Annotated in this window: 12 protein-coding genes; 3 read left to right on the top strand and 9 right to left on the bottom strand. The window is 58.9% G+C overall.

All coding sequences use genetic code 11. The annotated features are described in order from the left end of the window. Window positions 1–174: 174 nt before the first annotated feature. The 8 genes from ABJN75_RS16645 to leuC all read right to left on the bottom strand — a co-directional run bounded on the left by ABJN75_RS16645 (window position 175) and on the right by leuC (window position 8,054). Window positions 175–819, bottom strand: coding sequence for an isochorismatase family protein (locus ABJN75_RS16645; protein ID WP_348440697.1), 645 nt, complete (start codon window positions 817–819; stop codon window positions 175–177). A 10-nt stretch (window positions 820–829) separates the two neighbouring features. Beyond that, a complete protein-coding gene (locus tag ABJN75_RS16640; protein WP_348440696.1) occupies window positions 830–1,690 on the bottom strand; it encodes an isocitrate lyase/PEP mutase family protein in 861 nt (286 codons plus the stop codon). A 284-nt stretch (window positions 1,691–1,974) separates the two neighbouring features. Further along, on the bottom strand, window positions 1,975–2,736 hold the full coding sequence (locus ABJN75_RS16635; RefSeq protein ID WP_348440695.1) for an SDR family NAD(P)-dependent oxidoreductase: 762 nt from the start codon (window positions 2,734–2,736) through the stop codon (window positions 1,975–1,977). Between the two features lie 3 nt (window positions 2,737–2,739). Continuing rightward, the gene (gene hisD / locus ABJN75_RS16630; protein ID WP_348440694.1) at window positions 2,740–4,044 is read right to left on the bottom strand and encodes a histidinol dehydrogenase; all 1,305 of its coding nucleotides are present in this window, start codon (window positions 4,042–4,044) and stop codon (window positions 2,740–2,742) included. Window positions 4,045–4,104: 60 nt separating this feature from the next. Then, window positions 4,105–5,049, bottom strand: coding sequence for a 3-hydroxyacyl-CoA dehydrogenase (locus ABJN75_RS16625; protein ID WP_348440693.1), 945 nt, complete (start codon window positions 5,047–5,049; stop codon window positions 4,105–4,107). Then, the gene (locus ABJN75_RS16620) at window positions 5,046–5,927 is read right to left on the bottom strand and encodes an isocitrate lyase/PEP mutase family protein (RefSeq protein WP_348440692.1); all 882 of its coding nucleotides are present in this window, start codon (window positions 5,925–5,927) and stop codon (window positions 5,046–5,048) included. Before ABJN75_RS16620 ends, ABJN75_RS16625 begins: the two co-directional genes overlap by 4 nt. Before the next feature lie 64 nt (window positions 5,928–5,991). Further along, window positions 5,992–6,642: a 3-isopropylmalate dehydratase small subunit gene (gene leuD / locus ABJN75_RS16615; RefSeq protein WP_348440691.1), complete on the bottom strand. Its 651-nt coding sequence runs from the start codon at window positions 6,640–6,642 to the stop codon at window positions 5,992–5,994. Next, window positions 6,642–8,054 (bottom strand): 3-isopropylmalate dehydratase large subunit, encoded by a 1,413-nt coding sequence (leuC, locus tag ABJN75_RS16610; RefSeq protein ID WP_348440690.1) that lies wholly within the window; start codon window positions 8,052–8,054, stop codon window positions 6,642–6,644. The genes leuD and leuC overlap by 1 nt, the downstream gene beginning before the upstream one ends. Before the next feature lie 194 nt (window positions 8,055–8,248). Between leuC and ABJN75_RS16605 the strand changes: the two genes are divergently transcribed. Together ABJN75_RS16605 and ABJN75_RS16600 are read left to right on the top strand one after the other, a co-directional pair. After that, complete coding sequence (locus ABJN75_RS16605) at window positions 8,249–10,306, top strand: hydantoinase/oxoprolinase family protein (protein WP_348440689.1); 2,058 nt, start codon at window positions 8,249–8,251, stop codon at window positions 10,304–10,306. 5 nt (window positions 10,307–10,311) lie between these two features. Continuing rightward, window positions 10,312–12,090 (top strand): hydantoinase B/oxoprolinase family protein, encoded by a 1,779-nt coding sequence (locus ABJN75_RS16600; RefSeq protein WP_348440688.1) that lies wholly within the window; start codon window positions 10,312–10,314, stop codon window positions 12,088–12,090. A gap of 116 nt (window positions 12,091–12,206) precedes the next feature. On the opposite strand, the gene ABJN75_RS16595 is transcribed toward ABJN75_RS16600, so the two are convergent. After that, window positions 12,207–13,244: a LacI family DNA-binding transcriptional regulator gene (locus ABJN75_RS16595; protein WP_348440687.1), complete on the bottom strand. Its 1,038-nt coding sequence runs from the start codon at window positions 13,242–13,244 to the stop codon at window positions 12,207–12,209. 275 nt (window positions 13,245–13,519) lie between these two features. Between ABJN75_RS16595 and ABJN75_RS16590 the strand changes: the two genes are divergently transcribed. Beyond that, a partial coding sequence (locus ABJN75_RS16590; RefSeq protein WP_348440686.1) for a hypothetical protein occupies window positions 13,520–13,945 on the top strand: 426 nt, incomplete at its 3' end.

The following is a 13,945-nucleotide window of genomic DNA, read 5'->3' as shown; positions in this document are numbered from 1 at the left end:
GGATCTGGTCCACGAACTCCCATATTGGCCCTGGCATCTCAAAAGCCAACAAAGAGGCCGGACAGATGACAGCTCAACTACACTCCATAAAATCAAAATTTGTCTTGCATTCTATGGGGCGTCCACAGATGCATCAATGCTGATCATCGCTCAATGTGGCGATGGTTTCAGGGGTCACGCATCGGTCTTGCCCGGCCTGAGGGAGCGGAAGAACGCGATGATTTCCGCTTCGGAGACGACGTCGGCATATTTTGCGTTCATGTCGAACAGATTGGCTTGGTGCGGCGCGGGATGCCGGTCACCGCAGGCGTCGGCTACAACGCTGGTGATGAAGCCATGAGACATGGAATCGACGCATGATGCCCGCACGCAGCCGCTGGTGGTGAGGCCGGTCAGCACGACATTGTCCACGCCCATGGCTGTCAATGTCGAGGCAAGCGATGTCCCAAAAAACGCGGATGGATACTGCTTGGTGATGATCATTTCATCAGCGTGCGGAACAAGGCCTTTTGCAAACGCGGCCGTCTTTTCGCCTTTCACAAAGCACGAAAGCGGCTTGGCTTTCTCAAAGAAGCGGCCGCCGTTGAGGCCGCCCTTCTGATAGGAGACTTCGGTCAGGATGACCGGTATTCGCATTTCATGGGCGACCTCGCGAACGCGCAACGCTGAAGCCAGCGCATCATCGACTCCCGCATAGAGCACACAGTCCGGGTCGAAATAGCCCTGGGCGAAATCGACCAGCACGAGGGCCGGGGACTTCCCGAAACCGGCCTTGTTGTCATAGGCGATCTTGTAATTGTCATCCAGATTCTGGGTCATGTTGTCTTCCTTAGATTTCGGCGTAGCGTTTCTCGAATTCCCAGACATCCTCGAAACCAAGCAGTTTGTTGAATTCCGCAAAGGAATAGAGGGCGATGTCGGGGGATGTGATCCCATTGACGGCAAGATCGGTGTAGGCCTTGTCGAGCGCCTGGCCAACGCTGAGGAAACCCAGAGCAGGATGGATGGCAATGGCGTAACCAAGTTCTTTCAGGCGGTCGGCGGACAAAAGCGGCGTGCGTCCGCCATTGACCATATTGGCAAACAGTGGCGCATCGATGCGCTCGGCGACTGCTTGCATTTCCGCTTCCGATTCCGGGGATTCGATGAACACGACATCAGCGCCGGCTTCGCGATAGGCTTCGCCGCGGCGGATGGCTTCGTCGAGACCCAGCCCTGTGCGAGAATCCGTGCGGGCAATGATCAGGAAGTCGCGGCTCGAACGGCTGTCGCTGGCGACTCGGATCTTGCGCACCATGTCCTCGAGCGGGATGACCCGCCGATTGGGGGTGTGGCCACACTTCTTCGGATACTCCTGATCTTCAATCTGGATCGCAGTGACTCCAGCATCCTCGTAGCCGCGAATGGTATGGCGGACGTTGAGGAGGCCGCCATAGCCGGTGTCTGCGTCGGCGATGATCGGGGTCTTGGTCATCTTCACAATCTGGCCGATGCGCTCGATCATGTCGCGATAGGTTGCGATGCCGGCATCCGGCAGCCCGAGGTAGGAGGCGACGGTGCCGTAACCTGTCACGTAAAGCGCCTTGAAGCCGGCGCGGTCGGCAATGATCGCCGAGATGAGATCGAAGACGCCAGGGGCGAGAATGAATTCCTTGGCCTCGATGGCCTGTTTCAGGCGAGGGTCTGCCATGGGTTATTCTTCCTTTTTCAACTAGGTTTATGCTTGTATTGTTTGAAAACGCAGAAAAAGTCTACGAATCTATTTGCGGTGCGGTTTTCTGCGTATTCTGTACGTATTACTAGGCTAAATCTGGAAATCGGAATATACTATTCTGCCAAAAACTCCTCGATAAGCGTTAGGGTTGGGAGGCAAGCGCATCTGCTCAGAGTTGATCTATTTGTCTACTTGTTTTGTCGATTGCAATCAGGTCCTATCCGGTTGGAATCGATGCATAGGGAGCCGCGATTTTGACATCATTCTGCCGTCCAACCGCCATCGACGAGTAGAGAAGATCCGGTCATCAGGCCTGAGGCGTCGCTGGCAAGCAGGATCAAGGCCCCTGCCAGATCTTCCACCGTCCCCAACCGTCCAAGCTTGATCTTTAAAAGCACAGAAGCCCTGAACTCCTCGTTCTCGAAGTAAGGCGCGGTCATCGGCGTTTCAATGAATGTGGGGCCGATTGAATTGACCCGGATGCCATGCGGTGCCAGTTCCACAGCCAGGGCTTTGGTCATCCCTTCAATGGCAAATTTGGTGGTGCAGTAGATGGTTCGGTCTTTCGCTCCGACATGGCCCATCTGCGACGACATGTTGATGATCGAGCCGCGGCGGCCATCAGCGATGAGACGCTTGGTGACCGCCTGCGCAACGAAAAACGCAGCCTTGACGTTGAGTTCGGTTACGAGGTCAAAGGCCTCCGGCTCGACATCCACAAACGGGCCAGGACGATTGGTGCCGGCATTGTTGACGAGAATGTCGAAGGTCCACGCCTCCGCAATTTTGGCTCGCACAGCTTCGGTATCGGTGACGTCCAGCATGATGGCCTCGGCAAGGCCGCCATCTGCAATGATTGCTTGTGCGGCGGCGGTAATGTCCGCTTCACTGCGGGAGACGAGAGTAACGTGCGCGCCATATGCCGCCAGTGCACGGGCGGCGAGCAGACCTATTCCACGCCCGGCCCCGGTGACCAGAGCTCGCTTTCCATCAAGCCGGAACAAGTTGCTCAGATCTGTCATCGGTTACTCCGCAGCTGTGCCGTAGGGGATGTTCTTGCCACCGTAGCGACGGACCCGGACATTGGCCTGTTCAGCGTGGCCGGTAAAACCCTCAAGCATGCAGAGCCGCGAGCAGTATTCGCCGATCAACGCCGAGGCTTCGTCTGTCAGCACGCGCTGATAGGTCACCGTCTTGAGGAATTTTCCGACCCATAGGCCACCGGTGTAGCGGGCGGTCTTTTTTGTCGGCAGTGTATGATTGGTGCCAATGACCTTGTCACCGAAGGCGACATTGGTTCTAGGGCCAAGGAACAGAGCGCCGTAATTGGTCATGTTGTCGAGAAAATAGTCCGGATCCCGTGTCATAACCTGCACATGTTCCGACGCGATGTCGTCGGCGACCTTTACCATTTCGGCATCATCCTCACAGACAATGACTGCGCCATAATCATTCCAAGCCTGACGGGCGATCTCAGCAGTCGGGAGGATGGTAAGCAGGCGTTCGACTTCCGCCATTGTATCGCGGGCTAGTTTTTCCGACGTGGTCAGAAGGATCGCGGGCGAGTTCGGACCGTGTTCGGCCTGGCCGAGAAGATCGGTGGCGCAGATTTCACCGTCCACGGTCTCGTCGGCGATGACCAGTGTTTCCGTCGGACCGGCAAAGAGGTCGATGCCGACACGTCCATAAAGCTGACGCTTGGCTTCTGCGACAAACGCGTTGCCGGGCCCGACCAGCATGTCCACCGGCGCAACCTGCTGGGTGCCGAGAGCCATGGCGCCGATCGCCTGAATGCCGCCAAGGCAATAGATCTCGTCAGCGCCGGCGAGATGCTGGGCTGCGACGATTGCCGGCGACGGCTTGCCCTTGAAGGGCGGTGCGCAGGTGATGATCCGCGGCACACCGGCGACCTTGGCTGTTACAACAGACATATGTGCGGATGCCAGCAGCGGGTATTTGCCGCCCGGTACATAACAGCCGACCGAGTTCATTGGAATGTTCTTGTGTCCGAGTACGACGCCCGGCAGCGTTTCAACTTCAATGTCGAGAAGGGCGGCGCGCTGGTGCTCGGCGAAATTCTGCACCTGCGCTTGGGCGAATTTGATGTCATCGATGTTTTGCTGCGAAAGCTCGCTCAGGCATTCACTGATCTCTTTGTCGGTCAGGCGATAGTCATCGCGGTCCAGCCCGTCGAACCTGATTGACATCTCCCGCACCGCTTCCTGGCCGCGGGATGCGATGTCGGCAAGCGCAGTTTCGACGGATGCACGAACCTTGCTGTCCTCGGTGGCGATCGCTTCGGCCTCTTTGCCTTGCTTGAGGTATTTCATCGTCAGGTCTCCATTCAAAAGTGGTGTGAGCGCTGCGCCGGCGCCATGTCAAAGGTAAAATCAATCCAGCGGATCGGCGACGTCGCGCTTCATGCGCCGCAGCGCCAGAATACGGTTGTCGCGCCAGGCCTGCCGCTCAGCCACGCTGTCGGCGGGAATGCGGCTTTCAAGCCGCTTGCGTGCGTAAGTGATCTGTTCCGGCGTCCAGTCATAATCAGTCCGCGCCGACTGCCCCAGTTGGCGCATCATCGGTCCGAGCCGGTCGACAAATCCCTGTAATCCATCCGGTGCGTTGAGGTGGGCAACTTCGAACGGTCCAATGGAGGCCCAGCGGAGCGCCAGCCCGTCCGTCAGAACCGCATCGATGTCTTCCGGCGTGCAATAGCCCTCACCGACAAGATGCAGGGCTTCGGCAACCAGCGTAAACTGGAGGCGGTTGAGGATGAAACCGTCGATCTCTTTCTTCAGTACAATCGGCCGCATGCCGGCCTCGGTCATGAGCGATCGAGCCTGTTCCAGCACGTCAGGGCTGGTCCAGTTAGTGCCACAAAGCTCCACCAACGGGATCAAGGAGGGCGGGTTGACCGGGTGAACCACCAGCGCCCGTTCGAGGTTGGTGATGTGACCGAGAAAATCCGATCCCGGAATAGCGGATGTGGAAGAAGCCAGAATGGCATCCGGCCGCGCATGGATGGCAATTTCAGCGAAGACCTGCCGCTTTACATCGACATCTTCGCGCACGCTTTCCTGGACGTAATCTGCGTCGCCGACCGCTTCGGCGATCGACAATGCCGGAATGATCCGGGCGATCACGGTCTCCACCGGCTCGTCCAGCAAGCCGTTGTCGGCAAACAGTTCCAGCGTTTGCCTGGCGCCAGTTAGCGCTCTTCCCGCGGCCTCACCCTCAAGCGAATCGTAAAGCCTGACCGTATGGCCAGCGCGGACAAAGACGACAGCCCAGGCCCGACCGACAGTTCCCGCACCGATGCAAGCGACAATACTCATTGCGCAGGCTCCTTGGTCTCACGCGCCCAGCGTCGTTCGAATTCCCAGACTTCATCAAAGCCGATCAACGAGTTGAATTCGCTGAAATTGAACAAAGGCACTTCAGGAGACAGCGAGGTTCCCTCGTTCTTTAATAGATTGAGCACAGCTTCCGCTGCGGCTGCCGCGGCAAGTCCGGTGGCGGCGGGGAAGATCGCCATGTTGTAGCCAATGTCCTGCAACTCCGCCTTGGAGCGGATCGGCGTGTGTCCACCGTCGGCCATGTTGGCCATCATCGGCTTGGAGACGCGGCGGCAAGCTTCGCGCATCTCGTCTTCGCTTTCCAGCGCTTCGATGAAGACCACATCGGCACCCGCATCGCCATAGGCTATCCCTCGTTTCAACGCGCCTTCGAAGCCGTCTGTCTGGCGGGCATCCGTGCGCGCGATGATCAGGGTTTCCGGATTGCGCCGGGCTTCCACTGCGACCTTGACCTTCTCGACCATGTCCATGATAGGCACCACGCGTTTGAATGGTGTGTGGCCGCATTTCTTCGGAAATTCCTGATCCTCGATCTGGATAGCCACAACGCCGGCCTCTTCATAGCCCCGCACAGTGTGGTGCACGTTGAGCAGGCCGCCATAGCCGGTATCAGCATCCGCAATCACGCCTGCATTCGAGGTGCGGCAGAGCGTGGCGACGCGATCCACCATCTGGGTGTAACTGGCAATTCCCGCATCAGGCAGGCCCAGCGCCGAGGCCGTCATCCAGTAGCCTGAGGCATAAACGAAATCGAATCCGACCTTGTTGCTGACCGCAGCGGTGATCATGTCATGGATACCGGGCGCCAGAACAAATTGTCCGGCTTCAAGGGCTGTCTTCAGGCTCGGTCTGCTCATCGTTGGGTCCTGTCAATTGGAAGGGCGCGCTTGGGATCCGCCCGGGGGGAATCATGTTGTCCGGTCACTTGGTTCGCGTATCGGCAAACAGATGATCAAGCCGCCCATCGTCGAGAAACAGCCATGGCTGGCTGGTGCGAAGGGTTGCCTCGAAGGCGGCAATTTCTTTGGCATCGTCGGCGAGGATGCTGCCGATTTCATCAAGGCCAAGCATCAGGGTGCGCCGCCGGTAGGGATCGATCTCAAATCCGATGACCTCGCCATCAGTCAGTTCCACCGTCTGGGCTTCGAGATTGACCGTTAACGGCATGCCGGTTTCCGCCGCCAGCATCGCCCGTTCATGGGCTTCGCCCTGGATGACCAGCGGCAAGGCGCCGTTTTTGAAGCAATTGGAATAGAAGATCTCGCCGAAGCTTGGAGCTATCACGCAGCGAATGCCAAAATCGGTCAGTGCCCAGACCGCCTGCTCGCGGCTGGACCCCGAACCGAAGTTCGACCCGGCGACAAGGATTTGTGCCTTGTCGAATGGAGGCGTGTTGAGCACGAAGTCGGTTTTGGCGCCATCGCGGGCGTTGCGCCGCTCGTGAAACAGGTGCTTTCCAAGACCTGCCTTGTCCAGAAGCAACAGGAAACGGGCCGGAAAAATGACATCTGTGTCAACATCGGATTCGCGCAGAGGCGCAGCCGGGCTGGTGATTTTCGTGAATTTCTGCATCAGGTGGTTGATCCCAGTTTGCGCACATCAATCAGGTGACCGGTAATCGCCGCTGCGGCTGCCATGGCGGGGCTCATCAAATGCGTGCGACCGCCCTGGCCCTGACGGCCTTCGAAATTGCGATTGGAGGTGGAGGCGCAGCGCTCGCCGGGCTTGAGCCGGTCGTCATTCATCGCCACGCACATGGAGCAGCCCGATGCACGCCATTCGAAGCCTGCATCCATGAAGATGCGGTCAAGTCCCTCGCTTTCCGCCTGCTTTCTCACGCTGGCCGAGCCGGGTACTGCGATGGCTGTCACCGTTGGTGCCACGCGACGGCCTTTGATAACGGATGCGGCAATGCGCATGTCCTCGAGCCGGCCATTGGTGCAGGAACCGATGAAGACCTGATCGACGCCGATGTCTTCAAGCGGCATGCCTGGTGTGAGGTCCATATAGGCCAGACTGCGTTCCATCTTGGCGCGCCTGACCGGATCGGACTGGTTTGCCGGGTCCGGGACACGCTCGGAGACCGGACTGGTTTCACCCGGATTGGTTCCCCATGACACGTGCGGGGTCAAGGCGGCAACATCAAGCTGGGCTTCGTGGTCGAAGACAGCGTCGGGTTCGCTTGGCAGGGAACGCCAATGCGCAAGTGCTGCCTCCCAGGCCTCGCCCGCAGGTGCAAGCGGCCGTCCCTTAAGATAGGAGAATGTCGTCTCGTCTGGCGCTACCATGCCGACACGGCTGCCTGCCTCGATCGACATGTTGCACAGCGTCATGCGCGCTTCCATCGACAGCGTCGCGATCGACGGACCTGCATATTCGATGGCGTAGCCGACGCCGCCATTGGTTCCGATTTCGGCGATCAGTGCCAGGATGATGTCCTTGACCGCAACACCGGGCTGCAGCGAGCCATTGAGTGTGACGCGCATTGTCTTCTGCTTCTCTTGCCGAAGCGTCTGGGTTGCGAATGCGCATTCACACTCACTCGCGCCAATGCCGAATGCGATTGCACCGAATGCACCATGGGTGGAGGTGTGACTGTCGCCGCAGACCAGGGTGGCGCCGGGCAGGGTAAAGCCCAGTTCAGGGCCGATGACGTGGACAATGCCATGCCGGTCATCGGTCATTTCGATGTAATCGATGCCGAAGCGGGCGCAGTTTTCGATAAGGCGCGCGACCTGGCGTGAGGCCAAGCCTTCGGCCAGCGGCAGATGCCGGTCGCGGGTCGGAACGGCGTGATCGGCCACCGAAATATGCGCAGATGGCCGCGCTAGTGGTCTGTTTTGCTCGATCAGGCCGGCAAAAGCCTGCGGGCTGGAAACTTCCTGCACCAGGTGGCGGTCAATGTAGAGCAGTGATGTTCCGTCGTCATATTCCTTGACGACGTGACTCTGCCAGACTTTTTCATAAAGGGTTTTTGCGGTCATTGGCGGTTTTCAGTCCCGAGGCATGGTGGCGATGATGCGGACGACCCGGATCGGCGGAGAAAAATGTCGAGGCCCAGCGCATTTTCCTGTTGCGGATGGACGGAAAGGCAATCTATGTTGAAATGAATACGCATGCAATATCATTTTGGATAAGCTTGCGAGATGGGGATCACAATGCGCATAGAGGAATTGTTATGAGACTAGGCGTCGACGTTGGTGGCACGTTCACCGATCTTCTGCTGCACGATGAGAAGACGCAGCGTACCTATGAGGCCAAAACGCCTTCCACACCGGAAGACCAGTCTATCGGTGTCGCTGCCGGCGTGAAGCTGATCTGCGAAAAGGCCGGCATCTCGCCGTCGGACATCGAGTTGATCCTGCACGGAACAACCGTTGCGACCAACGCCGTGCTGGAAGGCAAGGGCGCGCGCGTCGGGCTGCTGGTCACGGAAGGGTTCGAATACACGCTGCATCTGGCCAAGGCCTGGACACCGGGTCCACTGTTTGGCTGGATCAACATGGAAAAGCCCGATCCGCTGGCCTCACTTGCCGACACGCGTGGCATTCCGGAGCGGATGAATGCGCGCGGCGAGGTCGTCCGCGAACTCGATATCGAGAAGGCCACTGCCATGATCGATGATCTGTGCAGCTCCGGCATCGAAGCGCTCACCATTTCGCTGATGCACTCCTATGCAAACGCCGAACATGAGCGCGCCCTTGGTGCCATCGTGGCGGAGCGCTATCCGGACATTCCGGTCTCGCTGTCCTCCGACATTCTCCCGGAGTTTCGCGAGTACGACCGCGCCATCACCACGGTGATGAATGATTATGTCCGGCCGATCATGAAGCGCTACCTGTCGCGGATCGAAGACCGGCTCAAGCAGGAAGGTGTCAGCGCGCGACTGCATATTGTTCGCTCCGATGGCGGATTGATGAGCGCTGCTGCGGCTTCCGAGCGTCCCGTCCATACGGTGCTTTCAGGCCCCGCCGGCGGCGTGACCAGCACAGTGATGCTGTCGCGGCGGTCCGGCATTTCCAAGCTGCTGGCCTTTGATATGGGCGGAACGTCGACAGACGTGTCGGTGATCATTGACGGCGAGGCGACAATCTCGCGGTCGACCGAGGTCGGCATGTTCCCGGCCAAGGTGCCAACGCTGGATGTCCGCAGTGTCGGCGCCGGCGGCGGCTCCATCGCTGATGTCTCCGAATTGACCGGCTCGCTTCGGGTCGGCCCGCGCAGTGCAGGTGCCAATCCCGGCCCGGTGTCCTATGGACGCGGCGGCACGGAACCAGCCGTGAGCGACGCTAATGTCGTGCTCGGCTATCTGCCTCCCGTGCTTCTGGGCGGTGACATGTCGCTGGATGTCGAAGGCGCGCGAAAGGCCGTCGCCGGAATCGGCGAGACGCTTGGGCTGTCGCCTGAAGATGCGGCCAAGGGCATCATCGATATCGCCAATGAAGTCATGCTCGGTGCGTTGCGGGTGATCACCGTTCAGCGCGGACTTGATCCGCGTGAATTCGGCATAGTCGCCTTTGGCGGTGCAGGCCCTCTGCATGCAAACGCCATCGCGGAACTGCTTGGTTGCTATCCGGTGATGGTGCCACCAAACCCCGGCGTGCTCTCGGCTCTCGGGTTCCTCGAAGCCGACTTCAAGAACGAGTTCGTGCAGACTTACATTCGTTCCACCGTCGGGCTTGACCCGAATGCCGTGTGGACGCGTTTTGGCGAGCTCGAAAGCAAGGCCAAGGCCTGGCTCAAGGAGCAGGAAGTGGCGGCGGCCGATGCATCGATCCACTATACGCTTGATCTGCGCTACGAGCAGCAGGGCTTTGAGGTTTCGGTCGATGTGAGTGAGGATCTTGTCCGCCAGAAAGGCGGCCTGGAACCGATACTGGCCGATTACCACGCACTGCATGAACGGCTTTACGGCGTCCGCTTCACGGTTCCGGTTGAACTGGTCGCTTTGCGCGTCGTCGCGCGGGGCGCAACGGAGCCGGTCAATGAAGCTGCACCTACAGCTTCAGGCAGCGACACCGCTGCCGCCATCATGGAGCGCCACCCGGCCTATTTTGATGGCGCCTGGCATGACACGCCGCATTATGACCGGGGCAAGCTCGGTGTTGGTTCCCGTGTCGAAGGCCCGGCAATTATCCGGCAATACGACACCACCACCGTGCTGCTGCCCGCCCACTACGCCGAGATCGATGAGCACGGGAACGTTCTCATCTGGCCAATTTCGAAGGGAAAGTGATCAAGATGGCAACCAAAGTCGATCCAATCACTCTCGACATCATCGAGAACGCGCTCAAGAATGCCCGATTCGAGATGGACGGCGTCGTCGTCCGCATCTCGCTGTCGCCGGTCATCCGCGAGCAGCATGACGAATTCCCGATGATCTGCAATGAACGTGGCCAGATGGTTGTTGGCCAGTTCGGATCCTACATTCCCTCGGTCGTCGAGAAATTCGGCGGCGATGTGAATGAAGGCGATATCTTCGTCTGGAATGACCCCTATGCATCGAAGGGCTCGATCTCGCACAACAACGACTGGTGCGTGATGCTGCCGATCTTCCATGAAGACGTGCTGGTCGGCTTCTCCTCGATCTTCGGCCACATGGTTGACGTTGGAGGCTCGGTGCCGGGCTCGATGCCTGCCAATGCCCGCACAATCTGGGAAGAAGGCCTGCGGGTGCCGCCGGTGAAGATCTATGACAAGGGCGTGCTCAATCAGGGCGTTCTCGACATCATGCTCAACAACTCGCGCACGCCTGACATGAACCGGGCCGACCTGATGGCGCTGATTGCCGGTTGCCGGACAGCCTCGACCCGGGTGCGTGAACTCTGCGACCGTTTCGGCCGCGAGACCTACATGACGGCCTGCGACATGTTGCTGGCCCGTACCCGCGAAGCCATGCGTCAGGTGATCCGGAAATACATTCCGGAAGAGCCCGTCAGCTTCACCGACTATGTCGACGATGACGGGCTGGGCAATGGTCCGTTCAAGATGACGCTGACCATCTCCAGGCGAGATGACATCGCCGTGTTCGACTGGACCGGCACCGATGACCAGGCGGAAGGGCCGATCAACTTCCACATCCATGAAGGCCTCTGCAAGCTGTTCTTCGGCGTCTACATGATCATGTCGTTTGATCCGTCGGTACTGTTCAACGAAGGCTTCTACGATCTCTTCGAGATTGTGCTGCCCGAGGGAAGCCTGCTCAATCCGCGGTTCCCTGCGGCTCTGTCGAACAGGCTGAACACGCACACCCGGTTCTTCGATTGCCAGGCCGGCGCGCTCGGCAAGTTCGTGCCGCAGCTCTCGATGGCCGCCGGTTACGGCACCAGCCCGCACTTCATCTTCTCGGGCACGGACAAGGACGACAAGTACTTCCAGTTGATGGAGCTCCTGTTCGGCGGTGTGCCCGGGCGTCCCAAGGGCGATGGTTTCGACGGGCACGCCTGGTGGCCATTGTTTTCGGCAACCCCGATCGAATATATCGAGAACTACTATCCGGTTCTGGTCGAGCGTTATCTGCCGATCCAGGATTCGGGCGGACCGGGCCTTCATCGTGGTGGTGCCGGCATCGAGAAGGTCTATCGCATGCTCGCAGCCGGCAAGGTATCGATCCATGATGACCGTGAGGTGGTTCCGCCATGGGGCATCAATGGTGGCCTGCATGGCGGCACATCCAGCAAATGGGTGATCAAGGCCGGCGAAGACGAGCCGACGCGTATTCCCTCCAAGATCGACAATCTCAAGGTCGAGCCAGGCGACCGCGTTGTCTTCATGACGGCCGGCTCGGGTGGCTGGGGTGATCCTCTCGACCGCGACAGCTCTGTCGTGGCGCGCGATGTGCGCTACGGGCTGGTCTCCAGGGATCAGGCAAAAGATTCCTACGGCGTCGTCCTGACGGCGGACAACCATCCAGATGAGGCGGCAACTGACACGCTTCGTGCCTCGGCCAAGGAAAAGCGCGGCGAACCGCCGGCCTTCGACTTTGGCTACACGCCGCCCAACGGACAGGCATCCGGATAACAAGAAGGGGCTTTCGAGCCCCTTTTTCGTCTCACGCGGTGAACACGCAGTTGGGGGCCGCCAACCGGGCAGCGCCTTGTGTCACGCGGATGAATTGTGATTAGGCCTTTGTTTGCTCAACGATATTCGGGCGGCACAGGAATGGTGTTGCGCCAGATCAGTCGCCCCCTGATCGGGCGGTCAATGCCGCGTTCAATCCCGTGAGAGGGATCCTCAAGGTGGAGGATCGACAGCGTTGCATCAATCATCTGGTTGATCGGCTGACGCACCGTGGTTAGTTGATAGGGTGCCCGGCGTCCCTCGGGAATGTCGTCAAAGCCGGCAACCATCAGATCTTCGGGGACCCGCAAACCAAGCCGGTAGCGAAGCGCATCAATCGCGCCCATGGCCATGATATCGTTGATGCCGAACAGCGCATCGGGACGCGATCGGGTCTTGTCGCGGAAAAGACTCAAGGCGGCATTGAATGCGCCTTCATAGGAGGAGTGTCCTTCGACTTCGACAATATCATCCCGCTTGATGCCTGCTTCCTTCAGGCGCTCGACAAAGCCGCGCACGCGGTCTTTGCTTGTCGTGCCCTTGGGGTCGCCGGTGATCATTGCAAAGGTTTTCGCACCCGCTGCCAGAAATGCCTCGGCCAGCAGTCGCCCGCCTCCGGCATTGTCACAGCGCACCCCCGAGGCGTCACTGCCAGGGATATAGCGATTGAACAGAACGATCGGGATGCCGCGGTCATGGCACATGCTGGTCATCCGGGTGGACAATTGCGCGGCCGTCAGGATCACGCCGTCGACCTGGTATTTCAACACATGCAGAATGGCTTCGTCACTGTCGGCGCCAAGGTCCACTGTGAAGATCAAAACCTGCCGGCCTTGCTCCTGCAGTTTCTTGCTGAAAGCGTGCAAAACGTGTGCATAGAATGGATTAGCCATGGTTCCGACGATCAGAGCGACGATGTTTGTGCGCTTGGTTGTCAGGCTGCTGGCAATTGAATTCGGCACGTAATTGAGCTTGCGTGCGGCTTCGTAGACCTTCTTGCGAGTCTCCTCGGCTATGCTCGAACCGGGCGTGAAGGCGCGGGAGACGGCAGACTGAGAAACGCCTGCCAGAGCGGCGACATCGAATGAGGTAGAGCGGTTGGAGCTTCGTGTCATCAATACCTCTTCCATCTCGCCGCTTCAACTGCACTGTCAGTGGAAGTCGCTTATTGATCGATAGCTCTCACCGGGAAGGGATTCAACCGTTTTGATCCGCGGGAGCAAATGTTCACCGCTTAATTGCGTCCGGCTCAACCCGCAGTGATTTCAAGTTTTCGCAGTATGGGCGATTGACTCGATCAGAGAGTTAGGTGAACAATGCATGCGTATTCATCACGTGCGTTTCCTGCTGAGGGGCGGGGGTTGCACAAGACAGGACAGGGAGTTCAAAAATGACAAAGCGCGTCCTAATTGCATCACTGACAGCCATCGCCGCCACCATGTGCATGACCGGGTCTTCACTCGCCGATGCGGCGTCTGAGGGATTGGCCCGTGCCACGGAAAATATTGCCAAGTACAAGGCGAAACCGGAATTCGTCGCGCCTGGCGACCCATTCGACGCCAAGTCCTGTGCCGCAGGCAAGAAGATGCTGTCGATCCCCAACAGCAGCGGCAATCCGTTCCTCAAGGGCATCATCGACCGGATGAAAGTTGCCGGCGCGGAAGTTGGACTTGAAGTTCGCGAATGGGAAAATCAAGGTCAGCCGAGCCAGTGGGTTCAGGGCGTCGAGCTCGCAACCCGCGAGAAATACGACATCATCGATCTGATTTCAGGCATCGACCCTGGCACGATCGAGCCGCAGCTGAAGGCCGCCAAG

The organism is Hoeflea sp. (genome assembly GCF_039975035.1).
Lineage (GTDB): Bacteria > Pseudomonadota > Alphaproteobacteria > Rhizobiales > Rhizobiaceae > Hoeflea.
Note: the sequence above shows the minus strand (reverse complement) of the source record. Positions and strands in the feature narration are given on the sequence as shown.

Bases quoted from the DNA above. Each gene is read 5' to 3' on its own strand.
- hisD (WP_348440694.1), bottom strand. From the start codon at position 4,044: ATGAAATACCTCAAGCAAGGCAAAGAGGCCGAAGCGATCGCCACCGAG.
- leuC (WP_348440690.1), bottom strand. From the start codon at position 8,054: ATGACCGCAAAAACCCTTTATGAAAAAGTCTGGCAGAGTCACGTCGTC.
- ABJN75_RS16625 (WP_348440693.1), bottom strand. From the start codon at position 5,049: ATGAGTATTGTCGCTTGCATCGGTGCGGGAACTGTCGGTCGGGCCTGG.
- leuD (WP_348440691.1), bottom strand. From the start codon at position 6,642: ATGCAGAAATTCACGAAAATCACCAGCCCGGCTGCGCCTCTGCGCGAA.
- ABJN75_RS16645 (WP_348440697.1), bottom strand. From the start codon at position 819: ATGACCCAGAATCTGGATGACAATTACAAGATCGCCTATGACAACAAG.
- ABJN75_RS16640 (WP_348440696.1), bottom strand. From the start codon at position 1,690: ATGGCAGACCCTCGCCTGAAACAGGCCATCGAGGCCAAGGAATTCATT.
- ABJN75_RS16600 (WP_348440688.1), top strand. From the start codon at position 10,312: ATGGCAACCAAAGTCGATCCAATCACTCTCGACATCATCGAGAACGCG.
- ABJN75_RS16620 (WP_348440692.1), bottom strand. From the start codon at position 5,927: ATGAGCAGACCGAGCCTGAAGACAGCCCTTGAAGCCGGACAATTTGTT.
- ABJN75_RS16595 (WP_348440687.1), bottom strand. From the start codon at position 13,244: ATGACACGAAGCTCCAACCGCTCTACCTCATTCGATGTCGCCGCTCTG.
- ABJN75_RS16635 (WP_348440695.1), bottom strand. From the start codon at position 2,736: ATGACAGATCTGAGCAACTTGTTCCGGCTTGATGGAAAGCGAGCTCTG.
- ABJN75_RS16605 (WP_348440689.1), top strand. From the start codon at position 8,249: ATGAGACTAGGCGTCGACGTTGGTGGCACGTTCACCGATCTTCTGCTG.